Source organism: Peloplasma aerotolerans (genome assembly GCF_030012175.1).
Classification (GTDB): domain Bacteria; phylum Bacillota_I; class Bacilli_A; order Acholeplasmatales; family Acholeplasmataceae; genus Peloplasma; species Peloplasma aerotolerans.
The window spans coordinates 1-24,522 of the sequence record NZ_JASCXW010000017.1 but is presented as its reverse complement, the minus strand read 5'-3'; the positions used below and the strand labels follow the sequence as shown (position 1 = coordinate 24,522).

The 24,522-nt window shown below is 31.3% G+C and carries 33 protein-coding genes; 25 read left to right on the top strand and 8 right to left on the bottom strand.

What is annotated here, in order from left to right; translation table 11 throughout:
• Nucleotides 1-67: 67 nt before the first annotated feature.
• The 21 genes from QJ521_RS06000 to QJ521_RS05900 all read left to right on the top strand — a co-directional run bounded on the left by QJ521_RS06000 (nt 68) and on the right by QJ521_RS05900 (nt 13,670).
• On the top strand, nt 68-739 hold the full coding sequence (locus QJ521_RS06000) for a SatD family protein (protein WP_282839537.1): 672 nt from the start codon (nt 68-70) through the stop codon (nt 737-739).
• A complete protein-coding gene (locus QJ521_RS05995; protein WP_282839536.1) occupies nt 739-1,530 on the top strand; it encodes a DUF3307 domain-containing protein in 792 nt (263 codons plus the stop codon). The genes QJ521_RS06000 and QJ521_RS05995 overlap by 1 nt, the downstream gene beginning before the upstream one ends.
• A 12-nt stretch (nt 1,531-1,542) precedes the next feature.
• Nucleotides 1,543-2,448, top strand: a complete 906-nt coding sequence (locus QJ521_RS05990; RefSeq protein WP_282839535.1) for an aminoglycoside phosphotransferase family protein — start codon at nt 1,543-1,545, stop codon at nt 2,446-2,448.
• A gap of 45 nt (nt 2,449-2,493) precedes the next feature.
• Nucleotides 2,494-3,048, top strand: a complete 555-nt coding sequence (locus tag QJ521_RS05985; protein ID WP_282839534.1) for an AAA family ATPase — start codon at nt 2,494-2,496, stop codon at nt 3,046-3,048.
• Nucleotides 3,035-3,634, top strand: a complete 600-nt coding sequence (locus QJ521_RS05980; protein ID WP_282839533.1) for a DUF998 domain-containing protein — start codon at nt 3,035-3,037, stop codon at nt 3,632-3,634. The genes QJ521_RS05985 and QJ521_RS05980 overlap by 14 nt, the downstream gene beginning before the upstream one ends.
• Complete coding sequence (locus tag QJ521_RS05975) at nt 3,627-4,085, top strand: GNAT family N-acetyltransferase (RefSeq protein WP_282839532.1); 459 nt, start codon at nt 3,627-3,629, stop codon at nt 4,083-4,085. Before QJ521_RS05980 ends, QJ521_RS05975 begins: the two co-directional genes overlap by 8 nt.
• A gap of 11 nt (nt 4,086-4,096) precedes the next feature.
• Complete coding sequence (locus QJ521_RS05970) at nt 4,097-5,284, top strand: DNA glycosylase AlkZ-like family protein (RefSeq protein WP_282839531.1); 1,188 nt, start codon at nt 4,097-4,099, stop codon at nt 5,282-5,284.
• Nucleotides 5,285-5,286: 2 nt separating this feature from the next.
• Nucleotides 5,287-6,366 (top strand): hypothetical protein, encoded by a 1,080-nt coding sequence (locus QJ521_RS05965; protein ID WP_282839530.1) that lies wholly within the window; start codon nt 5,287-5,289, stop codon nt 6,364-6,366.
• A gap of 1 nt (nt 6,367) precedes the next feature.
• Complete coding sequence (locus QJ521_RS05960; RefSeq protein ID WP_282839529.1) at nt 6,368-6,793, top strand: GNAT family N-acetyltransferase; 426 nt, start codon at nt 6,368-6,370, stop codon at nt 6,791-6,793.
• Nucleotides 6,794-6,802: 9 nt separating this feature from the next.
• On the top strand, nt 6,803-7,258 hold the full coding sequence (locus QJ521_RS05955; protein WP_282839528.1) for an SRPBCC family protein: 456 nt from the start codon (nt 6,803-6,805) through the stop codon (nt 7,256-7,258).
• An 8-nt stretch (nt 7,259-7,266) separates the two neighbouring features.
• Nucleotides 7,267-7,788 carry a nitroreductase family protein gene (locus tag QJ521_RS05950; RefSeq protein ID WP_282839527.1) on the top strand — a complete coding sequence of 174 codons (522 nt, stop codon included), beginning with the start codon at nt 7,267-7,269 and terminating at the stop codon, nt 7,786-7,788.
• 8 nt (nt 7,789-7,796) lie between these two features.
• On the top strand, nt 7,797-8,324 hold the full coding sequence (locus QJ521_RS05945; RefSeq protein ID WP_282839526.1) for a DUF6886 family protein: 528 nt from the start codon (nt 7,797-7,799) through the stop codon (nt 8,322-8,324).
• A 72-nt stretch (nt 8,325-8,396) separates the two neighbouring features.
• Complete coding sequence (locus QJ521_RS05940; RefSeq protein ID WP_282839525.1) at nt 8,397-8,594, top strand: hypothetical protein; 198 nt, start codon at nt 8,397-8,399, stop codon at nt 8,592-8,594.
• A gap of 91 nt (nt 8,595-8,685) precedes the next feature.
• Complete coding sequence (locus QJ521_RS05935) at nt 8,686-9,222, top strand: GNAT family N-acetyltransferase (protein ID WP_282839524.1); 537 nt, start codon at nt 8,686-8,688, stop codon at nt 9,220-9,222.
• A 4-nt stretch (nt 9,223-9,226) separates the two neighbouring features.
• A complete protein-coding gene (locus QJ521_RS05930) occupies nt 9,227-10,159 on the top strand; it encodes a prenyltransferase/squalene oxidase repeat-containing protein (RefSeq protein WP_282839523.1) in 933 nt (310 codons plus the stop codon).
• On the top strand, nt 10,156-10,704 hold the full coding sequence (locus tag QJ521_RS05925; protein WP_282839522.1) for a GNAT family N-acetyltransferase: 549 nt from the start codon (nt 10,156-10,158) through the stop codon (nt 10,702-10,704). Before QJ521_RS05930 ends, QJ521_RS05925 begins: the two co-directional genes overlap by 4 nt.
• Nucleotides 10,705-10,713: 9 nt before the next feature.
• The gene (locus tag QJ521_RS05920) at nt 10,714-11,295 is read left to right on the top strand and encodes a hypothetical protein (RefSeq protein WP_282839521.1); all 582 of its coding nucleotides are present in this window, start codon (nt 10,714-10,716) and stop codon (nt 11,293-11,295) included.
• A gap of 21 nt (nt 11,296-11,316) precedes the next feature.
• Complete coding sequence (locus QJ521_RS05915; RefSeq protein ID WP_282839520.1) at nt 11,317-11,814, top strand: zinc ribbon domain-containing protein; 498 nt, start codon at nt 11,317-11,319, stop codon at nt 11,812-11,814.
• 12 nt (nt 11,815-11,826) lie between these two features.
• Entirely contained in the window at nt 11,827-12,363 is a 537-nt protein-coding gene (locus tag QJ521_RS05910) for a GNAT family N-acetyltransferase (protein ID WP_282839519.1), read from the top strand.
• Complete coding sequence (locus QJ521_RS05905) at nt 12,360-12,827, top strand: GNAT family N-acetyltransferase (RefSeq protein ID WP_282839518.1); 468 nt, start codon at nt 12,360-12,362, stop codon at nt 12,825-12,827. Before QJ521_RS05910 ends, QJ521_RS05905 begins: the two co-directional genes overlap by 4 nt.
• Before the next feature lie 51 nt (nt 12,828-12,878).
• Nucleotides 12,879-13,670: an alpha/beta hydrolase gene (locus tag QJ521_RS05900; RefSeq protein WP_282839517.1), complete on the top strand. Its 792-nt coding sequence runs from the start codon at nt 12,879-12,881 to the stop codon at nt 13,668-13,670.
• A gap of 36 nt (nt 13,671-13,706) precedes the next feature.
• Here QJ521_RS05900 and QJ521_RS05895 read toward each other — a convergent pair whose 3' ends face one another.
• A complete protein-coding gene (locus tag QJ521_RS05895; protein WP_282839516.1) occupies nt 13,707-14,426 on the bottom strand; it encodes a CpsD/CapB family tyrosine-protein kinase in 720 nt (239 codons plus the stop codon).
• A 331-nt stretch (nt 14,427-14,757) separates the two neighbouring features.
• Between QJ521_RS05895 and QJ521_RS05890 the strand changes: the two genes are divergently transcribed.
• From QJ521_RS05890 to QJ521_RS05875, 4 genes are all read left to right on the top strand, one after another.
• Nucleotides 14,758-15,468, top strand: coding sequence for a winged helix-turn-helix transcriptional regulator (locus QJ521_RS05890; protein ID WP_282839515.1), 711 nt, complete (start codon nt 14,758-14,760; stop codon nt 15,466-15,468).
• A gap of 93 nt (nt 15,469-15,561) precedes the next feature.
• Nucleotides 15,562-16,005 carry a flavodoxin family protein gene (locus QJ521_RS05885; RefSeq protein WP_282839514.1) on the top strand — a complete coding sequence of 148 codons (444 nt, stop codon included), beginning with the start codon at nt 15,562-15,564 and terminating at the stop codon, nt 16,003-16,005.
• Nucleotides 16,006-16,037: 32 nt separating this feature from the next.
• Nucleotides 16,038-16,391 carry an FMN-binding protein gene (locus QJ521_RS05880; protein WP_282839513.1) on the top strand — a complete coding sequence of 118 codons (354 nt, stop codon included), beginning with the start codon at nt 16,038-16,040 and terminating at the stop codon, nt 16,389-16,391.
• 110 nt (nt 16,392-16,501) lie between these two features.
• Nucleotides 16,502-18,358 carry a polysaccharide biosynthesis protein gene (locus QJ521_RS05875; protein WP_282839512.1) on the top strand — a complete coding sequence of 619 codons (1,857 nt, stop codon included), beginning with the start codon at nt 16,502-16,504 and terminating at the stop codon, nt 18,356-18,358.
• Between the two features lie 45 nt (nt 18,359-18,403).
• Here QJ521_RS05875 and QJ521_RS05870 read toward each other — a convergent pair whose 3' ends face one another.
• From QJ521_RS05870 to QJ521_RS05840, 7 genes are all read right to left on the bottom strand, one after another.
• The gene (locus tag QJ521_RS05870; protein ID WP_282839511.1) at nt 18,404-19,117 is read right to left on the bottom strand and encodes a biotin--[acetyl-CoA-carboxylase] ligase; all 714 of its coding nucleotides are present in this window, start codon (nt 19,115-19,117) and stop codon (nt 18,404-18,406) included.
• 2 nt (nt 19,118-19,119) lie between these two features.
• The gene (locus tag QJ521_RS05865; protein WP_282839510.1) at nt 19,120-20,283 is read right to left on the bottom strand and encodes a sodium ion-translocating decarboxylase subunit beta; all 1,164 of its coding nucleotides are present in this window, start codon (nt 20,281-20,283) and stop codon (nt 19,120-19,122) included.
• A 5-nt stretch (nt 20,284-20,288) separates the two neighbouring features.
• Nucleotides 20,289-20,615, bottom strand: coding sequence for a biotin/lipoyl-containing protein (locus QJ521_RS05860; protein ID WP_282839509.1), 327 nt, complete (start codon nt 20,613-20,615; stop codon nt 20,289-20,291).
• Between the two features lie 12 nt (nt 20,616-20,627).
• A complete protein-coding gene (locus QJ521_RS05855; protein WP_282839508.1) occupies nt 20,628-20,924 on the bottom strand; it encodes an OadG family protein in 297 nt (98 codons plus the stop codon).
• On the bottom strand, nt 20,921-22,321 hold the full coding sequence (locus QJ521_RS05850) for an oxaloacetate decarboxylase subunit alpha (protein WP_282839507.1): 1,401 nt from the start codon (nt 22,319-22,321) through the stop codon (nt 20,921-20,923). Before QJ521_RS05850 ends, QJ521_RS05855 begins: the two co-directional genes overlap by 4 nt.
• 166 nt (nt 22,322-22,487) lie before the next feature.
• Nucleotides 22,488-23,306, bottom strand: a complete 819-nt coding sequence (locus QJ521_RS05845) for a hypothetical protein (protein WP_282839506.1) — start codon at nt 23,304-23,306, stop codon at nt 22,488-22,490.
• Nucleotides 23,306-24,418 (bottom strand): hypothetical protein, encoded by a 1,113-nt coding sequence (locus QJ521_RS05840; RefSeq protein WP_282839505.1) that lies wholly within the window; start codon nt 24,416-24,418, stop codon nt 23,306-23,308. Before QJ521_RS05840 ends, QJ521_RS05845 begins: the two co-directional genes overlap by 1 nt.
• Nucleotides 24,419-24,522: the final 104 nt, after the last annotated feature.

The window sequence follows — 24,522 nt, the reverse complement described above, 5'->3', positions numbered from 1 at the left end:
ATATAATTTAAATTCGTATTTACAAGCGAACATTTTTATTATATAATGATGATATTGAGGTGGTTTTATGTATTATACGTTAATCGGTGACTTGAAAAAGTCTAAAACGATTCAAAATCGAATCGAAGTACAACATAGACTAAGAGATATCTTAAATAGGATTAATGAAGAATACCAAGATACATTAGTCAAGAAAATGTATATCACATTGGGTGATGAATTCCAAGGTGTTTTTCGTACGTTTGATGATATCTTTGAAATTATGCACAAAATTATGTTTAACCTAGAACCTGTTGAGATTAGATTTGGCCTAGGCATCGGTGATATCTTATTCGATGAATCCAAGGATGCATCACCTTATGATAGCGATGGCGAGGCATGGTGGTTTGCAAGAGATGCCATTAAGGCAATCAAAGAACTTGAAGAAAAACAAAAAGTTACCGATTTTTCTAATATCATGATGAAAACAAATAACGCAGCTTTTGATTTGATGATCAATAAAGTCTTTGATTTACTCTATATCATTAAAAGTGGATGGACAGGTACGCAACTAAAAATGATTGAAATGATTATTCATCATTATGGCTTGACGCGTCACTTTAAACAAGTCGATCTTGCTAAACTTTTAGATGAAGCACCACCCACAGTTAATGAAAAACTTAAGAGAACTAAGTTTTATGAATATGTTGAGATGATAGAAGCATTAAGCTTATTTATTAAAAATAGGGAGGGATCATGATGTTTTTAATGTTTTTTCTACTAATTATTCATGTCTTAGTTGATTTTTACTTTCAATCAGAAAAAGCTTCTGATGAAAAATTAGCAGAAGTTTTATCAATAAAGACTATATTTAAAAGTAGGCTCTTTAAACATACCTTGATTTACATCATTTGTACATTTTTAATATTTTTAGTCTATATACCTAACCAATGGCTCGATATCATTATCTTTTTAATTGCAGGATTAAGTCATGGCGTGATTGATTTGATTAAAGTTAAACTTTATCAAAAAACAAATGAAGACAAAAGGCCTTATCTCTTCTTCATCGATCAATTATTGCATGTTGTTATTTTGATATTATTAGGTCTTTATATTATCTTCAATTTTACTTTAACCAACTTAGGAAATTATTTTTTAACAGATAGTACTTATTTTTCAGTCTTACAATATGTTTTAGCATTCTTACTCATAGGAAAAACTGGCAATGTGTTTTTTAAAGAGCTATTAGGAAAGTATAAGCCATCTCAAGAAGATGTTGATGAAGCCAAGGAACATGGATTTCATGTGTTTAGTTCAAACCAGAAAGCTGGCCGAACGATTGGTATTCTTGAAAGAATTCTTTTAATGATTTCACTCATTGTCGGTAGTTATATGACGATTGGATTAATCCTAGCAGCAAAATCAATTGCTAGATTTAAAACCTTAGAAGTCACAAAGTTTGGTGAGTATTTTATTATAGGAACCATGTTTAGCATTCTATATACTATTTTTACTTATTATTTTATCTTCGTTTTATTTCAAAATATCTAATTTGGAGGCATCATGTTTGAAGATATCAAAGGCCATGAAACATGGCAACGAATCAAAAAAATCGAGCGTGGATGGTCAAGAGATACAAAGTATTATATTGAGACAATCAACGGTGAAAAGCTATTGTTAAGAACTTCAGCGAAAGAAGCTTTTGATAAGAAGAAAAAAGAGTTTGAGATGATTGCCAAGTTCTCAAAACTAGATATTCATATGTCAAAAGCTCTTGATTTTGGATGGTTTAATAACCATCAAGAAGTCTATATGTTACTAACTTGGGTAGAAGGTCAAGACCTTGATGATGTATTACCCAAGCTTGATATCAGTAAGCAGTATGCACTTGGTCGTCAAGCAGGTGCCATTTTAAAAGCTATCCATAGTATTCCTCTTCCTGATGATGAAATACCACAAACAACAAAAATTCCTAAGAAGAAAAAACAGATTGAGTTATACGAAACTTCACAACTAAGAATTGATGGTGATGAAATAGCTTTAAAGTTTCTTAAGGATCATATTGACCAAATATGGACAAAACCTCCTGTTTATTTGCATGGAGATTTCCATCCAGGAAACTTGATTTTAACACCTGATCAAAATATTGGTGTGATTGATTTCAATCGTTGGGAAATTGGTGACCCCTATGAAGAGTTTTATAAGTTGGAAAGTTTTGGCACAAAAGTTAGCATTCCTTTTTGTATCGGTCAAATTGAAGCATATTTCAATGATCATATACCCAATGACTTTTGGGAAATATTTGTTATATATTGTGCACATTCAGCATTATACTCTATCAAATGGGCTGAACCATTTGGTATAGATGAAGTTCATGTTATGATGGATATTTGTAGAAAGACAATGATTCATTTTGATAACTTTAGGCAATCTATACCCTCTTGGTATCAGCAATCTAGTTTTAAATGATTGGTTTGGTCTATTTATTATTTATAATACGTTTGAGGTGACACGATGAGGATTATGGTCATTGGTTATTCTGGTTCAGGTAAGTCAACACTAGCAAAACTTTTAGCAAAACATGAAGCTCTACCTTTACTTTATATCGATACCTTACAGTTTGAAGCCAATTGGGTCCAACGGAAGGTAGAAGATAGAAATCAAGATTTATTAGATTTTATCAATACACATGAGCAATGGGTCATCGATGGCAATTATCAAGGTGCTTTCTTTGATTTAAGAGTATCATTAGCTGATCAAATTTATATCTTAAACTATCATCGTATGACATGTTTACTAAATGCTATTAAAAGAAGATTTATTTATCGAAACAAGTCAAGAGAAAGCATAACCAACAACTGTCCAGAAAAGATTGATTGGGAGTTCTTTATTTGGTTAATCTATAAAGGTAGATCTATAAAACGAAAAAACTTATATAAATCTTTAAAAAATAATTATCCGAATAAAGTCTTGATATTTAATAATAGAAGACGTCTTAATCAATACTTATTAAGAAAACACATCATATCATCAACAAAAGATTGGAAGTTAAATCATGAAAGCTTATAAACCGTTATTAATCTATATTTACCCATTATTGATTGTTGTTATGTTTGTTTTACCTTTTTTTAGTTTTGAAGGATATAGCATCTTGAAACATACAACAAGTCACTTAGGAGCTCAATTAACTCCTAATGCTTGGATTATGAATATGGTTTTTATATTATTAGGTGCTGCTACTATTCTTGATTCAAGAAAATCATTTAAAGATTATCCTGTTCAGCAAGTTTTATTAATCATATTTGGAGGTGCTTTAATTTTAACTGCCATTTTTAAACATGAGCATGTTTATGTTGTATCTTATATTACACATAATATTGAAGATCAGCTTCATTCAATTTTCGCAACGGTTGTAGGGTTTACTTTTGTGGTTTTTTCGATGAGTATGTTTTTTATCGAAGAAAGTATGAAAAGAAAGCAGCTATCGATACTCATGGTCCTGATATCAACGCTATTGTCGATACTGATCTTTTCGATTGAACCACTACGTGGACTTTTTCAAAGATTCATGTTCATCATTTCATTTCTATACTTAATTGATGTTTTTATTAAGTTTAAAATCAAATATGATTTAAAGGAGATAATAAGTGATTAAAGAAATATTTGAACCCACTTTAAAACAAAATGTTACGAAACATATCATTGAAGCATTACCAAATTGGTTCGGACGTCCTGAGTCGAATTTAGAATATATTAATGATGTTAAAGATATGCTGATGTTCGCTTATTATGAGAATGAACAACCCATTGGTTTTCTATCACTTAATCCTCATCATGAATCAACGATTGAAATTCATGTCATGGGCATTCTAAAAGAACATCACAGAAAAGGCATTGGTCAGTTATTAGTAGATTATGCATCTAGATACGCAAAGGCCAAACATTACAAACTCCTTGAAGTCAAAACGTTAGATGCATCTCACCCAGACCCTTATTATAAGATGACAAGAGACTTTTACTTATCAGTAGGGTTTATTCCTGTTGAAACATTTAAAGAGCTTTGGGGTAAAGATTCACCATGCTTACTGTTAGTCAAACCATTATAAAGGATGATTAGATGAAATATAATTTAAGCAATGAACAGACTAGAAAGTTTATTTTAATAAAGCAAGGCCTCATGGGTCATTATAAATATGTAGGTAAAAAAGGAGCACTAGATTACATTAAAGAAGTAGGGTGCATTCAATACGATCCTATTGATGTTTGTGGTAAAAATGCAGAGCTTGTTTTGCAATCTCGTGTTAAAGGTTTTAAAAAAGAGATGTTATATGATTTATTATATAAAGATCGAAAGCTTATGGATTATTATGATAAGGTGATGTCTATCTTATCTATTGATGATTGGAAGTACTTTAAAAGGGTTAGAGATCGTTATGATGAAACAGAAGAAAACCATCCTCATCTAGCTGAAATGAAGGAAGAGATAAAGAAAAAGATTGAAGAAAAAGGATATGTATGTTCAAAAGATTTTGCAAATGATCAAAAAGTGGAATGGAACTGGAATAAAACATCGATTGCTAAAGCAGCAATCGAATTGATGTATTTCCATGGTGAACTAATTGTTCACCATAAAAAAAATACGATTAAGTATTATGCATTAGCAAGAGATTATATCCCAAAAGAAGATTATGAAGCAGATGATCCTTTTCAAACTGATTTGGAATTTTATAAATATCGTGTTTTAAGAAGAATTTCAGCAATTGGCCTATTATGGAATAGACCAACCGAAGCTTATTTGTTTATCCATGGCTTAAGAGCAAAAGAAAGAACTGAAGTTTATCAATCTTTGTTAAAAGAAGATAAGATTGTAGAAATTGAAATTGAAGGCATTAATGAACTCTTTTATGCTCTAAATTCAGATGAACAGATTCTATTAGATATCATCAGTGGAAAAACATTTGAAGGCAGAACAGAATTGATTGCTCCACTAGATGGCTTTATATGGGATAGAAAATTAACCGAAACCATTTTTGATTTTCGATATAAATGGGAGATATACAATAAAGAAGAAGACAGGGTTTATGGTTATTATGTACTTCCTATTATCTCAAATACAGAATTTATAGGACGCATTGAAGTGATCAATCAAAAGAAAGAAAAAACATTACTTGTTAAAAATATTTGGTTTGAAGATCATATTAAGTTAACGAAGACGCTCAAAAATAATATACTCAATTGTCTCGATCGTTTTATGACATTTAATGATTGTCATACAATTGATATACAAACAAACTTATTAAAGTAGAGGTGAATGTTATCAGAAAACTATATCAGCAACTTCAAAAACAACTAAATCTTATCGATTTTAATAACATCTGGAAAGGATTTCATGTCTTTGATTTTGCTTTATATAACGATAATGAAGTCTTTCTAAAAGATGAAGTTATCCAAAAAGATGAAAGATTTTATGGTAATACTGCGATTAAGTATCAAAATACCTTTTTAGCAATTTGGTATATCAACCCAAAAGACATAGAAAAATATGAAAAAGATTCTACAGTACTCCTATCTAAAATAGTTCATGAAATGTTTCATGCATATCAATTTGAACAAGGTGAACAAAGATGGCCACATGAAGTGAAATCTTTATTGACTTATCAATATGATGCAGTTAATCTATCTATAAAAAAACAAGAAAATGAAATGTTATTTACGTGTCTAGATCAGTTTGATATGGAGTTGTTTAAAGATTTTTTGAGAACCAGAAAATCTAGACAACAACAATTTCCCTCTCAATTTGACTATGAAGCAAAAACGGAAGTGATTGAAGGCTTTGCGACTTATGTTGAGTTAATGGCTTTAAAGATGCTTGATCAAACTAAATATTTAAAAACTTTAAGTGTATTAAAAGACAAAATTTTAAATGAAGAAAACTATTTTCCAATTCGTCTAATATGTTATGATATAGGTGGATTGATCGCTATCTTATGTAAAGAAAATGAAATGGATTGGCATCACGATTTATCGAGTACTACACTAACGTTAAGTGAGATACTTTTTAATCGTTATTTGATTTTATCAGAATCAAAGACATTAAATGTTGATTCTGATATTGAAAAGATGGTGATTCAATTTGAAAATGAAAACAAGATACTGATTGAAGAAACCTTAAAAAAATGTAATGCAAAGCATGAAGGAAAATATAAGTTATTAGGTGTTGATCCATACAATGCAAGAGCTTATAAATATTATATTTATTGTCCTGGATTTTTTGCGCTCATTAATCCTGAAGGAAAACAAGAGTTTATCTTCAATACAGGTGTTGTCGAAATAGATGATGATTTGACTGTTATAAGTTGTCAATACATCACAACCAAAGGAGTATGACATGAAAATCGTTAAAGTTACAAAAGAGAATCTAGAATATGGTAGACAAAGTATTGAGTTATTTTTTGATAAAAAAACGTTTAATCAGGATTTTTTAGATTTACCAAATAATGTTATGTATGTTGCATTAGATGAGACAATGGTTATTGGTATGGTCTATGGATATGAGTTTGATCGACCAGATGGAAAAGAAAAACAATTGTTTATTTATTCCATTGACGTATTAAAGGATTACCGAAAAAAACATGTCGCAACAAAACTATTAGAACATATATTGAAACCTTTAGAAACTGGTTATTATCGGGATGCTTTTGTTATTACAAATCATACCAATGATGCAGCAATGAATCTTTATCGTAAGGCAGGAGCAACCCAAGTAACACCACGTGATGACCAAGATATTTTATTTGTATGGAAAAATAAATAGGAGGCTATGATGGAAAAATTAAAAGTAACGGATAAGCGCTTGATTAAGTCAATATTTGTGAATCGAGAAATCGAATATGTTTGGCATTTATGGTCAACACCTGAGGGGCTTCAAAGACTTTTAGGCATTGATTCTAAAATTGAATTAAGACCATTTGGTGCTTATGAGCTGTATTTTTTGCCAGATGCAGAAAAAGGATTAAAGGGTAGTGAGGGGTGTCAGGTATTATCGTTTATCCCAAATGAGATGTTATCATTTACTTGGAATGCACCTCCAAATATGGAGACTGTTAGAAATCATGAGTATAAGACATGGGTCGTTTTGACATTTAAAAAGATAGATGATAAGCAAACACTTGTTGAATTGATTCATTTAGGTTGGCCAGAAGGTAAACTTTGGGATGAAGCATATGATTATTTTGATCAATCTTGGGGATATGTATTTGACCGCATGACAAAAGTCTAGGAGGGCTTATGAAAAATTTCAAAGAACTCATTTTAAAAAGAGAAAGTTGTCGTAAGTTTAATGGGAAACCTGTTTCAAAAAGTGATGTTGAAGCAATCATTGAAGCAGCAAGACTTGCTCCTTCAGCATGCAATGGACAACCATGGCATTTTATAGCAATCACAAATCAAGAAGTTATGAAAAATGTCGCATCACATATGCAAGCATTTAATGCAAAAGCTGGTGGTTTTATTGTCGTTATTGAAGAAAAATCAAATATAACATCAACGATAGGTAGTAAGATTAAACATCAAGATTATACGCAAATGGATGTTGGAATTGTAACGTCTTATATAGCTTTAGCAGCAACTTCTCTAGGTATTTCAAATTGTATCATTGGATGGTTTGATGAGTCTAAAGTGAAACAAGTACTTGATATTCCTAAAAAGAAAAGAGTTCGTTTGATTGTTAGTTTAGGTTATACAGATGAAAAAGAAGCTAGACAAAAACTTAGAAAAGATATTGAAAAAATAGTCACTTATATCGATTAAGGAGTACTATGCGTTTATTTCATGTGAGTGAAGATCATAACATTCAAATATTTCATCCAAGAAAGCCATACCGAAAAGACTTAACGAGTGAAGAAGGATTGGTATGGGCATTATGCGAAAGAACTTTACCTAACTTTTTGACACCAAGAAATTGTCCAAGAGTTACTTTTCATGTATCTAAAGATACGAAACAAGAAGATATCAATCAGTATTTTCAAAATAAAAAAAGTCAACACGCTATCTACGTTGAAAAAGATTGGCTAGAACAAATCGATCAAACAACATTAACCATCTATGAATTTGATCCTAAAAACTTTGTTTTACAAGATGAAGTTGCCGGATATTATGTTAGCAAACATATAGAAGTGCCTATTGCATCTTATCAAATAACTAATCTTCGAAAAGCCCTTGAAGCTTTTGAGATTGAATTTCATGCAGTTGATGAGTTGTTTGACATCATGCATCAAATTCAACAATCATCATTTCATTGGTCGATGTGTCGGATGGGATTTGCAAAAAAGAAACATAAAGAATAGTGCTTTATTCACATTTTATTTATTCAAGTCTTGTATAATAGAGACAATAAATGAAAGTAAAGTAGGTATTTTATGTTTAAAAGTGATCGTGTAACAGTACTTGAATGGATGTTGATTATTGGGTTAATGGCTGTTCCGTTTGTAAATTTAGCGTTTATATTATGGATATTCATTAGAAAAGGAAGTAGTCAGACTGTAAAAAATCTAGTGATTGCATTTGGTATCTTTATCGTGATTGCAATCATTGCACTCGCAATATGGGGATTTTAGTTTGAAAAACATAAAAACACTCGTTTGGGGTGTTTTTATTTACTCTTTTTTTTTGTATAATGAAATAAGAACATATTAGCGGAGAAGACTTATGATAGAAATAAGAAACTTGACAGAAAAAGACATGCCAGAGGTTGTTCGTTTAAAAATATCTTCATGGCAAGAAGAACTTGCAGGAAAGTTAGAACATCAACTCATTTTTGAAGAAGAACTTTCTTTTTGGGTTCATTGGATGCATCATGCTAAAGAAAACAACGATGTTAGAACCTTAATTGGCGCATTTGAGCATAACGAAATGCTCGGTGTAGCTTTTGCTAGTTTTGCTGAAGAAGAAGATGGAAAAGATGCATTTGAGCTCAATGGTTTATGGGTATACCCAAATCATCGAGGAAAAAAACTATCAATATTATTACTCAAACACTTGATTGATATTTACTTACCACTTAAAAAGACATCTTTAGTTGTCTATAATCACCATTATGCACCTTCAAATCAATATTATCTCTACTTAGGTGGTAAAATATTTAAGAAGGATTTACAAATTGATGGAAAGCTAGAAGTGGATGTTTTTATATTTGATTTAGAACAGTTGAATCAAAAATGTGTGGAAATATTAAGTAAAGGATAAAACAATGAACGTATTAACATGGCTAAAACAGGGAGACCCTGTTATTGCAAGACTTGTCAATAAGTATTTGCTTGATCAAGATGTTAAATATATTGATGATGGATATATACAAAAATATATTCATTTATATGATTCTGAAAGTAAAAGATGGGGGCATGGTATCTATTCTCCAAAATGGATTTCTACGCATTACACTTTATTGGAACTTAAGTATATGGAAATTGATCCAATGCACAATGTTTATCATGAAGCAGTTAAAAATTTAGTTGATCATTTATGGATTGATGAGAAACCAAAAAAAGGTCAAAGACAGCAAGATATGTGCATTGTTGGTATGCTCATTCAATTAGTTACTTACGCAAACATCCATGAACAAAGAAACCCTAGAATGATGGACTACATATTAGATCATCAGTTTGATGATGGTGGATGGAACTGCCAGTGGGATAGTGGAAGAAATCCTAAAATCAGTTCAGTTCATACAACCATATCTGTTTTAGAAGGCTTACATGAATTTGTTAAAAATAATTATACTTATCGTTTAGAAGATGTTAAAAAAGCTATACAACAAGGTATAGAGTGTTTATTATCTAGAGATGTTATTCTAAACAAAAAATCAAAACAACCATTGCATCCAAGTATGGTTAAATATCATTATCCTCCAAGATGGAAATATGATTATTTAAGAGTACTTGAACTCTTAGCAGATATGAAGTATCCATATGATCAACGTCTTAATCAAGTGATGACAATTTTGCTAAACAACATAAAGGATGGACGTTTAAAAAGAGGTACTCAAATTCCCGGTTTAATCCACTTTCAACTTGAAATGACAACCTATGGTCGCTTTAATACTTTAAGAGCCTTAAAGGTTTTAAAACACTATAGACCTGATGTTTATCAAACATGTATCCATAACGAATTAAAAGGTGAATGATGAATAATGAACATAACATAGAACTTCGTCTTTTTAATGAAAGAGATGTTGAAGATGCCATTTACTGGTTTACAAAAGAAATTGAATGGATGGATTGGGATGCACCATGGGAAAAAGATGATCCTTTTGATGCAAATCAATATAAAGCCAATAAGTTAAAACAAATTGAAACAAGAAATATGTATCAATTGCAACCAAGAATGGAAATATATTTGGATGGAATAACTCATATTGGATGGGTAAGTCATTATCTTATGAATGATAACTTCGAATATGATGTAGAAGGAAAACATGTTGCTATAGGCTTAGTTATTCCTGAAGTTAAATATAGAAATCTTGGTTTTGGAAGCAAGGCAATCCAATTATATTTAGATCTTGTTTGGTCACATGGATATCAAAAAGTGTATTTGCAGACATGGTCTGGAAATACACCTATGATTCATACAGCAATAAAAATAGGTTTTTATGAAATTAATCGGTTTAAAGACTTTAGAATCATTTATGGTCAAAAGTATGATGCTTTAACGTTTGTTATAGAAAAGTAGGTGATATACATGTTTAATAAAAAGAAAAAACATGAGTTTCAAAATATTTATAATAAAAATCCTGAAACAGGTGCGTATGTGATTGAAGTCTCGTTAGACGACTATTCTGAACTATTTAATGGATGGGATGCCTCTCCATTAAGAAGAAAGGACTTAGAGCCTGAGCTTATTGATTACTTAGAACAAGCAGCAACCGAGATTCCATTAAAAGAATCTGTAGAGTTGTGTTTTTATCGTCCTTTATCCATTAAAGATGATGATAAAGAATCAAAAAGCATTACCGGCATAAAAAACAATTTTAAAGTTGTTATTTTCTTTATCCAAAAAACTCTTAGAATTAATTATAGACAATTGCTAACTTACATGACATTAAGTATTATGTTTTTAATTGGAGCTTATACTTTACGTAATGTTGATCAATTTGAATTATTGTTTTCGATTATGGTAGAAGGTTTATTTATTGGTGGTTGGTTTCTATTGTGGGAAGCATTTACTGTATTCTTTTTTACAAGTCATGAATCACGGATTAGAAAAAAATTGTTTTATCGTTATCTTGAAAGTGAAGTATATTTCAAGGATACAAAGGAATAAGAAATATAGGTGGGGTTTTAGATGAAGGATTATGACTTAAAAGACCTAGCAAAAATAAAAAATAGATTTAAAAAAAGTGGTGTCGCACTCATTGTTATTGGATGTTTCATCATGTTGATTGCAATGATCGATTTTTTTGCATCAGATTCCTCTAATATCATATACTTAACTTATATAGGTGGTCTAATCCTTTTACTTGGATTGATGATGTTGTTATTTGGTTATATTAAAAAAACTAAAAAGTATCAAATAAGTGATGATGAGTTTGTTGCTCATAATTCGATTAAAAGCGATATATTAAATAAATCAAAAGATTCAACTGGTGCGTTTTTTGAACAACTCAAAAACACACCATTGCCATCAAAAACCTGTCCACAATGTGGTAAGGAAATGTTTCCTGATGCGATGTATTGTGATAATTGTGGATGTGCAATGTTTAAAAAATGCCCAGAATGTAAAGAACTTAATCAAGTTAGTTCTAAGCTTTGTAATCATTGTGGTATTCAATTTAGAATATAAAAGGAGAATCCCATGGAATTTCATGATTTAAGAGATTTGAGTAAAAAACAATTATATCAATGTGCGTTATTATTAAATAAAGAGTTACCAATCGGCTGGAATAAGGTAGAAGATGCACAAAATGAAATATCAGAGCAATTAGAGGCTGATGGTTATTTTTACGCTTTAATCGATTCTGGACAACTCATTGGTTGGGGTGGTATTTTACCTTGCTATAGCGGAAACGTTTACGAAATACACCCAATGGTCATTGATTCAAAATATCAAAACAAAGGTTTTGGTGGTTTATTAATCAAGTATTTAGAAGATAAAGCACGATTTTTAGGTGGATTGACCATTTATGCTGCATCAGATGATGAGTCAGATGATCGAAGATCAAGTTTAAGAGATGCTGATGGATATGATGATATTTATGACAAAATGAAACATTTTGATCCAAAAAATCATCCAGCACGCTTTTATATGAAACATGGATACCAATTGATAGGTATTATGCCAGATGCAAATGGTAGGGGTAAACACGACTTAATTTTGAGTAAGAAGTTATGAGAAGTAAATATGATTGCTTAATACATCATCAACTGCTAAAGAAAGACTTTATCTATGGTCCAGTCGTTGATTTAAAACTGATTAGTTTTTTTCCTAAGGAAAAAGATGCACTACCCTATTACATGTTTCAAATCACTTGCGGTAAGCAATCCATTGGAACCATCACGCTTCGCTTAGGATATAACGAAGAAACAATGGTCCATGGTCATATCGGATATGAAATTCAACTAGATTATCAAGGACATCATTATAGCTACTATGCTCTTGAAATGATTAAAGATATCGCTAGAGAGCATGGATATCGCATGCTCCTCATAACAAGCGAAAGCAATAATAATAAGTCAATCCGAACGATTTCAAGATCTGGTGGTACATTAATAGCCTTTGAACAAGATGTTCCCAAAGATCATATCTTTTATGTCATTGGTAAACAAAAACTAAACGTTTATGAGATTGTGCTCTAGGTACACATCGAATAAACGTTTTTTATGGTAAAATGTAGATAAGGTGATTTCATGAAACTAGAAGTCTTAAGGAAACTAGCAAAGAAAAAAACGAATCAACCTCCATTATTATTTATTCATGGAGCTGCAGGTGGTGCTTGGTATTTCAAGCACTTTTTATCATATTTTTCTAATCATGGATATGACTGTTATGCGTTGAGCTTAAGAGGTCATGGAAAAAGTGAAGGTTATGAAGATATTGATACTTACCGTCTTGATGATTATGTCAGTGATGTTAAATCTGTTGTTAGTATTTTAAAGAAGAAACCTATTTTAATCGGACATTCAATGGGTGGAGCAATCACGCAACGTTTTATTTCTGATTACCAAGATGAAATTCATGCTGCTATCCTATTATCATCAGCAGAAGCTGGTGGTATTGATAAAGATTCTCATTTAGGTTTATTTTTTAATGACACAAGGGATTTCCTTAGGAAATTGAAAAAAGAAAATCCAAATGAGAAAATAACTTTAGATCACTTATTAAACCAAACGATTTTTAGCAACCGCATGAATCCGACCGAATTAAGTGAAATTAGAAAACGTTTGACCAAAGAGTCGTCTTTAGTAAAAAAAGACCTCTTAGAGCCTTTTATTGATGATTATACAAGGATTACGATACCCATAGGTGTGATTGGTTCTAAAGATGATATGATTATTGATGAGTCTAAGATTATGAAGACTGCAAGTGCTTTTAATGTAGCACCAATCATCTTGAATGATTTATGTCATTTTCTAACGATTGATCCAAATTGGGAAAATGCTGCACATGCTATACTTGTGACTATTCGAAGCTTTAAATAAAAAGACAACTGCTCAATTTCGAGCTGTTGTTTTGATTTATGTTGAAATTTTACCGTAGTTATAGACATATTCATAACGATATCGATAACCTTTTTCCATAACAATCGATCTTGTCATGAGCATACCTAATATATTTGAGTTTGCACGCTGTACGGTTTGAACAGCTTCTTTAACGAGTGGTTTTGAAGCTCTTTTGTCAGCGACACAAAATAAGATACCATCAACAAGTCGAGAAATATATAGTGGGTCAGATACTGCAATGACTGGTGGAGAGTCTATTAAGATGTAATCATAAGCTAACCTAAGCGTTGAAATTAAATCTTTTAGTTTTTGTGATTCTAAAACATTGATGATTGCATTTGTTTGTTCACCTGTAAGAATATAGTCCACACCATGTGATAGTGAATGACGAATCATTTCATCTTGAGTGATGTTGCCTTTTAAGTAATCTGTTAATCCATGACGATTAGGGACATCAAAAACACGTTGCATTTTTGGTTTTCTCAAATCGAGATCGACAACAATCACTTTTTTGTTTTTTCTTGACATGAGATATGCAATGTTAGATATAATCGTTGTTTTACCTTCTCCAGATAAAGAAGAAGTAAATTGAATGATTTTATTTTTTTGGTCAACATTTGTCATTTCCATGTTTGCAATGACTTTTTGAATACACTCTGTAGTATAAGAAAATGGTTTTTCTTTAGCAACTACATACTCATAATTTTCTTCTAATTCTTTTTTAAATCCAAACATCATATTCACCCCGGATATTGTAGATTTTCATCGATAGCATACATTATTCATTATATGTTTTATTCATTTCGTAATTCTTTCTAAATAAAAAGATAAATATTAATTTTTTATTAATTGAATTATATTGTGGTTTATAGGAAAGATGTCAAATAAGCAAAGTATTGCACTTTTATTCGCAAATAATATATAATACTGAATAAATCGTCATAATTTGACAAAAATCGTCTAAATATTCTTACAATATTCATAATTATTTCATTTTGAAGTAATTAAGAAATAGGTTATTCACTATAATAATGATATATATGCAATGCCTGGGGAGGTTATTGAATTGTACAATTTATTACTCATTTCTAATGATGTAACGCCTTACATCGAATTGATTGACTATTTTAAAAGAGATTTTTTTAATGTTTATTCAGAAGCTTTAGATTATTTGGATTCAAGTCCTCAAGAATTAGATTCATATGATTTTATTTTATTACATTTAAATGCATCAGAAGCGAACAACATCAAGATGATACAATTGATCAAACAACACGCAGTTTGTCCTTTGTATCTTTTTTCTAGAAACCATCTACCAACTGAAAAAGCATTGTTGATGGAGCATGGTGCTGAAGGTCATATTGATATCCCATTTTCTAGTCAAGAAGTCTCATCAAGAATCAAAGCAGTTTTAAGATTCTTAAATAATGTAAAAAGGAATTCACATCAATCCATTAAGATTGGTAAACTTGTTATTAATTTTGATAATCGCGAAGTTGTTTATGAAGGTCATCGTATAAAATTGACAAACGTTGAATATAAATTATTAAAAATACTTGTCGAGCACCACGATAACCTAGTTTCAAAGGATAAGATCATTCGTTATGTTTGGGATGATGATCTATCTGCAACAGATAATGCATTAGGTATTCATATTACTAGACTTAGAAAAAAATTGAAATGCCAAGACGACATCCAAATGATTGAAACCGTATGGGGACTTGGTTACCGTCTGAATTTAAAGGCTTGTGAGTATAAAGACGAGACAAATTCATAAAGATTTTATCATTGCACCTTTACGACACTTATTTGATATGGTATGATATGAATATCAAACTATATCTTAGATATAAGTTTTAAAAGGTGTTTTATGAAAAAATGTATTATTATATATTCTAAAACAGGCAATACGAGAAGTGTTGCCAATCGATTAAATGAAGTTTTAAGCTGTGATTTTTTTGAAGTTAAGGCAACTTCTGACAATCCGAGTATTCAAAACGTTGAATTAACAGAAGTTCCTCAAGTAGGTGATTATGACCATTTGGTCTTCGCATCCCCTGTACATGGATTTTCATTAAGTCATGTTATGAATACATATTTAAATCAATTGCCTGATCTAAGCGAGAAGACAGTTGATTTATTTATTACACATCACTTTCCGTTTGCTTGGATGGGTGGTAATCGAACACTTAAACAAATGAAAAAAATTATTGAAAACAAAAACGGTACAGTTCGTTATACGACTTCTGTCAACTGGTCTTCTAAAAAAAGAGAGTCTGATATATCGAATATGATTCATACTTATCATTCATGAAAAAACACTTTATACTTTTAGTAGTTCTTACGATGATTATTCTAGCAATTATAGCCGGAGTTATTTACTTTGTAAACCGATCAAATGCAGAGTTTGCAAAATTGCGAGAAGTAGAAATTACAAATGTCGACTTAAGTGCAATTGATGATGGTGTTTACCAAGGTGAATATAAGTCTTTTCCAGTAGAAGCAATTGTTTTAGTGACCATCGAGAACCATATGATTACTAATATCGAGATCGTAAAACATTTAACTGGACAAGGTAGAGCTGCTGAAGATATTATCTTTGATGTCGTATTCTTTCAAAGTCTAGAAGTAGATGTAGTCGCAGGAGCAACCTATTCATCAAAGGTCATTTTGCTTGCGATTAAAAATGCATTAGAATAGAAATACGTTACCATATTGTAGGCTTTTAAGTGAAATCTTAAGTTTTTCTTAAATTTATGATATCCTAATAATAGGATTTATATAAACAACACTGTATAGGGGAACAATAAATGAAACGTACGAATTTCCAAAGATATGTGAATCTTTCCAAGTACATGGTATTTGATGCGATGGCAATAGCTGTCACATATCTTATCGCTGTTTTCATGTTCTTTGTTTTAGAAATCCCTGTCGATCATAATTTAGTTTTTTATGCAGTTCCTTTAGTTATTGTTTTCAAACTAATTGTCTTTCACTTTTCAGGACTCTATAAAATGTTGGTTAATCATGTTGGTTTTGAAGATGTGATTAAGATTGCGATTGTCGTCATTGTTTCCAATGTGGCTATCGTACTCTTTATTTTCTTCTCAAATATCACTTTCATGTATAAATCAGCATTTTTCTTTATTACAATTGCTGAAGTAGGACTTGTTACATTACCTAGAATTTTAAATCGCTTAGTTATATATTTCAAGACAACAATGGATTGGAATAGAGCATTAGGTAGAAGAACCTTAATCGTTGGTGCAGGTTCTGCAGGTGAGATAGTTGTTAAAGAGGTTTATCGAAACAAAGACTTAAGTAATATACCTGTAGCATTTTTAGATGATGATCCAAATAAAATAGGCAATAAATTATCTGGTATTAAAATCGTTGGTCCAATTAATGATATTCAATATTTCTTAGATTTATATAAAATCGAAGAAGTCATTATAGCTATCAATGATTTTCCATTAAGAAAATTAAAAGCATTAATTGAACTTGTGTCACAAAAAAATGTTAGATTAAAGAGATTAACATCGATTACAGACGTCACACAAGGTGAAAGAACTCAAATTATTGATGTCAAAATTGAAGACTTATTAAATCGTGAAGAAATTATACTAGATGATAGAGGTATTGAAGGATTTATTAAAGATGAGGTCGTGTTAGTGACTGGTGGTGGTGGATCAATCGGTAGTGAACTTTGTCGACAAATCGCCGAGTTAAAACCAAAACAACTGATTATCTTTGATATTTATGAAAACAATGCTTATGATACTCAAATGGAATTAGAACGCAAGTTCAAAAAGTCTGGTGAGTACTTAAATTTAAAAGTCTTAATAGGTAGTGTTTATAATCCTATACGTTTAGAAAGTGTGTTTAAAGAATATAGACCTACGGTCGTTTTCCATGCTGCAGCTTATAAACATGTACCACTTATGGAAGATAGTGCTGTAGAAGCTGTTAGAACCAATGTTATAGGTACGCATCATGCAGCAAGACTTGCTAACCAGTATGAAGTTAAAAAGTTTGTCTTGGTAAGTAGTGATAAAGCAGTAAGAAGTACCAATGTCATGGGAGCAACCAAAAGATTTGCAGAACTTATTATTGAAGAGCAAAATAATCATAGTAAAGTCACGAAGTTTAGTGCTGTTCGTTTTGGTAATGTTTTAGGAAGTAATGGTAGTGTTATTCCACTATTTAAAAAGCAAATTCAAGATGGTGGACCTATCACTGTTACAGATCCAGAAATTACAAGATACTTTATGACGATTCCTGAAGCTGTTGGTTTGATTTTACAGTGTGCTGTTTATGCACAAGGTGGCGAAGTCTTTATCTTAGATATGGGTGAACCTGTTAAGATAAAAGATTTAGCAGAAAAGATGATTAGTTTAGCAGGACTTCGTCCAAATGTCGATATTATGGTTGAGTATGTTGGTCTTAGACCTGGTGAGAAGTTATATGAAGAATTATTAATAGATCATGAGTATGACCATCACTTAAGAACAGCAAATGATAAAATATATATTGAGAAGCAAAAACATGTTGAAGCGAGTGAGTTAGAGTTAGATCAGATTATAAAGACATTTGAAGAAAAGACAAATTACGATGTGAAACTGATGGTTAAAAAGGTTGTTAAGACGTATAAAACAAACGGAAAATAAATCAAAAGATAACGGGTTACTCAAGATGATGAGTAACCCGCTTTTTTATTTTATAATTGATACTTCTCCGCTTGATAAAGACATTTCTTTGTCTTTTGCTTTGACTAAGAGGTGTCCGTTATCTAAAATTGTGATAACTTTTGCTTGTTGATATACCTCTAGATCGGTAAATGTTATTGTCTTATTTGTTAGAGCATGATGTAGATTACAATAATCGATAATAAATTGGGAGTCTTTTTGATATGCTTGATAATCCATATCAAACTGTTTAATGAGTTCTTGATAGATGACTTCTTTATCATAGACTTGATTTGTTTTTAAAAATAATGAAGTCGCAAGATCCTTAATCTCAGGTGTAAATGTTTGATGATTAATGTTTATTCCAAATCCAATAATGATTGCAGTTACCTTGTTTTCTTGAGTCATTGATTCTACAAGAATACCTGCAATTTTTTTGTTATCAATTAATAAATCATTTGGCCATTTGATTTTAATATCTGGATGATATTTGATTAAAACTTGATGGAGTGATTTAGCTGCAAGGAGTGGTATTAATGAGATCTGATCATAAGCTAAATTTGTTTTAAGTAATAAAGAACACATTAAGGAATTTTCATTGCCATACCATGATTTTGAAATGCGACCTTTACCAGATGTTTGATGATTGGTTGATAACCATGTATTATGCTTAAGATCTAAATAGTTTTTCTTGAGGTAAGTATTGGTTGAATCTATGGTTTCAAAATAGAGTTTATTCATGATTACATAAAGAACATCAAGAATAGACCAGCAGCAATTGCACTACCAATAACACCAGCAACGTTTGGCCCCATCGCATGCATTAATAAATAATTGTTAGGGTCATTCTTTTGTCCTTCAATATGAACGACTCTAGCAGCCATTGGGACTGCTGAAACACCAGCTGCACCAATCATTGGATTGACTTTACCATGGGTAAGTTTACACATCACCTTACCACCTAAGACACCAGAAGCAGTAGCAACAGAAAATGCAAATAGACCTAATGCAATAATCATTAATGTTTCTAATCTTAAAAATGAACTTCCCATTGTTGTAGCACCAATCGATAGACCGAGTAGAATCGTAATAATATATAATAATGATTCTCCAGCAGTCTTTGTTAAATTGGGTACAACATTAGATTCTTTAATTAAATTTCCTAACATGAGCATACCGATAATGGGTGCTGATGATGGAATAAATGTCATGCAGACAACACTTACAATAATTGGAAATATAACTTTTTCTGTTTGTTTAACTTCTCTTAATTGCTCCATTTTAATGGCACGTTCTTTTTTAGTTGTTAGCAAATTGATTATTGGTGGTTGGATCATCGGAACTAATGCCATATAAGAATAAGCAGCAAGTGATATCGCACCAATTAAATGCGGTGCAAGGCGACTCGCAAGCAAGATGGATGTTGGTCCATCTGCACCACCGATAATCCCTATAGAAGCCGATTCTGGACCACTAAAGCCTAGTATAATCGCACCGATAAAGGTTAAGAAGATCCCAACTTGAGCAGCAGCACCTAATAACATGCTTTTAGGGTTCGCAATTAAAGGACCAAAGTCAGTGGTTGCACCTATACCTAAAAATATTAAAGGAGGGTATATACCCAGTTTCACTCCATAATAGAGAAATCCTAAGAGTCCACTATATGACGCAACTTCTTCACCATCAACGATTGATATAGTTTCAACAAACATACCAGTGTTTGGGATGTTGACGAGCAACATCGCAAACCCAATAGGAATTAATAAATACGGTTCAAACTTTTTAAAGACAGCTAAATAAATCAAAGTCAGTGATATCAATATCATGACTAGATTTTTCCAACCATCATCTTGAAAAAAGTAGTAAAGTCCTGTACTTTCGAAAAATTCTTGGAGTGCTTGCCACATATGGGTCACCCAATAACCAACATCAGTTGATTAAGCTCCACTTTCTGATTTTCTTTAATCAATAATTGTCTTACATATCCATTAACAGGACATAAGATGTCGTTTTCTAGTTTCATCGCTTCTAAAACCATTAAGACATCACCTTTTTTGACTTCACTACCGACTTTAATATTTAGTTTTGTTATTTTTCCTTGCATTGGAGCTAAGACGTTCGTTGTCGTCTCATTGACATTTTCATCTTTTTTTTGTTGAGGTTTGGATTCCTTTTCTGTAACACTTTCAACTTCAACTTCGTAAGTCTTTCCGTTAACATTTATTTTATAAAGTTTCATGGTCTATTCCTTTCAGGATACCGTAATCTCTTTGACAGAGATCACGCGTACATCTTGTTTAATTTCTTCATAATAATCTATGGAAGCGATTAATGCTGCTACCATCATGTTTTCATCTTTAATATCCGATAAATCAAAGGGTTTCGTTTGTTTCTTTTCGATTATTGGAATCATTGGTATTGGTTTTTCTTGAACATACTTAAGTAGTTGAATTGTAAATGCGATTAAACTGAGAAGTAAAAAGACGATCGAGACACTAAATAATGAGATAAACAGTCCTTCTTCTAAAGTACTTATGAAAATGGTCATGTTGCGTCACCTCCGATGGTAACGCTAAATGCATAAATTTCATTTTTAGGTTTAGGTTTTTCTTTGTATTTCTTTTCTAGAAACTCAATTGCGACTTTTTCAAATAACGCAATCGATAATAAATCTTCATCAGATTTTGCGAAATCTTTATATTTTTCTTTTAAAGCTTCAAATTCTGGCTTTAAATCATCTGCTGGACGATGGGTAATGATTTTATCGTTTCCGATAATTTTCGCCAAAACAAGCGAGTTGACCTTTGCAGGGGCTTGACCATACAAACCGCGAAGGTATTCTTTAATTTCTTTAGGAACGATTTTATAGGGGTTATCCGTCATCACATTCATCAATGCTTGAGTACCAACCATTTGAGAGATTGGTGTAACTAAAGGTGGATAACCTAAGTCTTTTCTTACGATTGGAATCTCTTTTAAAACTTTTTCAAAATCCTTCATTTGATCTTGCTCTTTGAGTTGACTCATTAAGTTAGATAACATCCCACCAGGAACTTGGTATTCTAGAATGCTAGGATTTGATGTTAGTGCTTTTGGATTGAGTATTCCGTTTTTTAAGTATTCATCTTTAATAATCGTAAGCTTGGTTGCTGCTTGATTTAATTTATGAATATCTAATTTTGGATCATATTGTGTACCTTTTAAAATATAGTGAAATGACTCAGTAGCAACTTGAGAAGTACCACCCGATAAAGGTGATAGTGCTGTGTCGATGATATCGACACCAGCTTCAATTGCCTTAAGGTAGGTTGCTTCCATAATGCCTGCTGTTGCGTGACTATGAAGGTTAATCGGAAGTTTTGTGTTTTGTTTGAGTTGTGAGATTAAGTTATATGCATCATGAGGTAGAAGTATACCAGCCATATCTTTAATACATAAAGAATCAGCACCCATTTGTTCAACTTCTTGAGCGAGTTTAACGTAATAGTCTACCGTATGAACAGGAGAAGTTGTATAAGATAAGGCGATTTGACAATGTCCACCGTATTTTTTAGTAGCATCAACTGCTGATTTAAGATTACGAATATCATTTAAAGCATCAAAGATACGAATAATATCAATGCCATTTTCAATAGACTTTTGGACGAATTTATCAACGATATCGTCAGGATAATGACGATATCCTAAAATATTTTGTCCTCTAAATAACATTTGAAGTTTCGTATTTGGTGCTAGTTTCTTAATTTCTCTAAGTCTTTCCCATGGATCTTCATTTAAAAAGCGTAGACAAGCGTCAAAGGTTGCTCCACCCCATACTTCTAATGCATGAAATCCAGCTTTATCGAGTTCTGGAACGATGGATAAGATATCTTTTGTTGTCATCCGTGTCGCCATTAATGATTGATGACCGTCACGTAGTGATGTTTCAACGATTTTTATAGGCATTTTTTATGTTTCTCCTTGTAGTTTTATATAAAAAAAGGTTATGAAAGTGCTTCCATAACAATTTTAACATATGTTAAGATTTATTTCGAGTATTAAAATGATAATTTTTGATGAATGAAGAAGGATATATAAATCTTTAATAAAAAAACATAAATCATGGCACGATTTATGTGTTCTCTATTTTAATAATTGTTAAATCATCTCGCTCTTTAAATCTTGGATACATATTGAAATTTTGATCATGATTCCATCTGTTAATGATCTCTGTTTTTATGTATTCAATATCAAGTGATGATTTAAATAAATTTGTGTACCCTTTGGCAATCTTAAGATTATCAAATGCTTGACCAAACCCATCAGTATATATAAATATTGTTTTCGTAGTAGACTTAAGAATTCTCTTAGTTTTTATTTGAAAAGTTGGACATTTTGATGGGGCAAATACATTGTATCCATCTTTTTCGTTCATCAAGCGACGATTGCTGATGATGGTATCATCAATGTATGATCTTGCAGTTTTAAAATCTATATTTTGTTTTTTTGCAATTTCTTTCATTTGTTTTATTGCTTTTCGATCAAGATTTTGTAAATCATAATAAGCGAACCGTTTTGCATGATCGTTTTGATTTAAATAAACGATCTCACAATCTCCTAAAACATATAAGTTAAAATAGTCTTTATCTTCAATAACAGCAGCAATACCAGCAGAAGGTGTTTTAGCTTTATCATAATCAATTGTATCTTGAGCATGATGATATGCTTTGCTTAACTCATGTAAAGCTTTTTCAAAAGAATGAAATTCATTATATTTACTGTATAAATTGCTTTCTAAAAAGCGAACCATATGGGATGCACTTGATTCATTGCTGTCTTGATTGAATAACGGTGTTGCACCATCAAAAACAACATACATTGGTGGTTGTATGATATATCCATCTTCATTATATGATTTCGAGGGAATTGATAGTTTTTGATACTTTATCATTAAAGAACTCCTGTCAACAATAAAATAATAATCATGATACCCGATAGAAATGTAAGTAATATTAAAAACTGTGGAAAGTATCTACTGAACTTCGTCTTAATGTTCGTTGTATCGATTGAACTATATAAAACAACTAAGGCAAAATAAATGAGAAATACTGATGTGAATAGTGCCATAACTTGAACAGTACTTTGAGAACCTGATAAAACAATATTAATATTACCTAGTATAAATGTAACAAGACCAGCAAATAGACCAATGGTTCTAATATTTTCTGCTTTTGTCTTACTCATTTTATCATTAAAGTCTTCAATTTGTTGATTTAACTGCTTATGGATGAATTCAGATGTCTCAAAATTCTTTTTAACAGCTAAGGCTTGCATTTGATAAAGACTATATGTGCTTCTAGCAGATTCAACATCTTCAAGAGCTAGTGCTCTAGAAAATGCTTCATAAGATTCATTATAGTCTTTATTTAAAGAAGCTAGTCTACCTAATGTTACATAGAACTTAGCATAGTTTGATTCGATGTGGACAATTTCTTGAGCAACTAGATAAGCATTTTTGATTTGCTCCTGACTCATAGTTTGATTTAGTTCCTCTATATTAAACTCATAATATTCTGCACAAAGCTCTGCATAATGATGTAAGACCCCAGTATGTGAAGAAAATGTCTCGTTATTAGCCAGTTTTTCTGCTTGGTTTAATAACTCCTTTCTCTTACTGTTTTGATAAGGTTTTAGGGCGTTGTATAAAATCAAGATATGCTCATTGAATGGAATCGACTCAAATAATTGAGCATATGATGAAATCAAATCATTTAATGGATTCATCACGCGATTTCGTCGATAAAAGGTAAATAAAAGAAAATAATATACAAAGGCAATGTTGATATCATTTGGTTCTTTGGTCGCCAATAATAAATCAATTTTTTGAGTCATTTCGTTTTCTAAAACACTTAACTCTTTTTCCGTTAATTTTTTCATGTCTTTAGAAACAGCCGTGATCTCTTTTTCAAATTCTCGTGTGTTAATCAGTGAAGGACGTTTATGAATTGCCTCAACCTTATGAATCAATACTTCATTAATTGTACTAGATATACTTTCAATCATGGTTAATCCCCCTTGGATAGGTTATTTATTATAATTATAACAGTAAATGAATAATAATAGACTACAAACTTTTTAACTTATAAATTTGATTTGATTGATTCAAC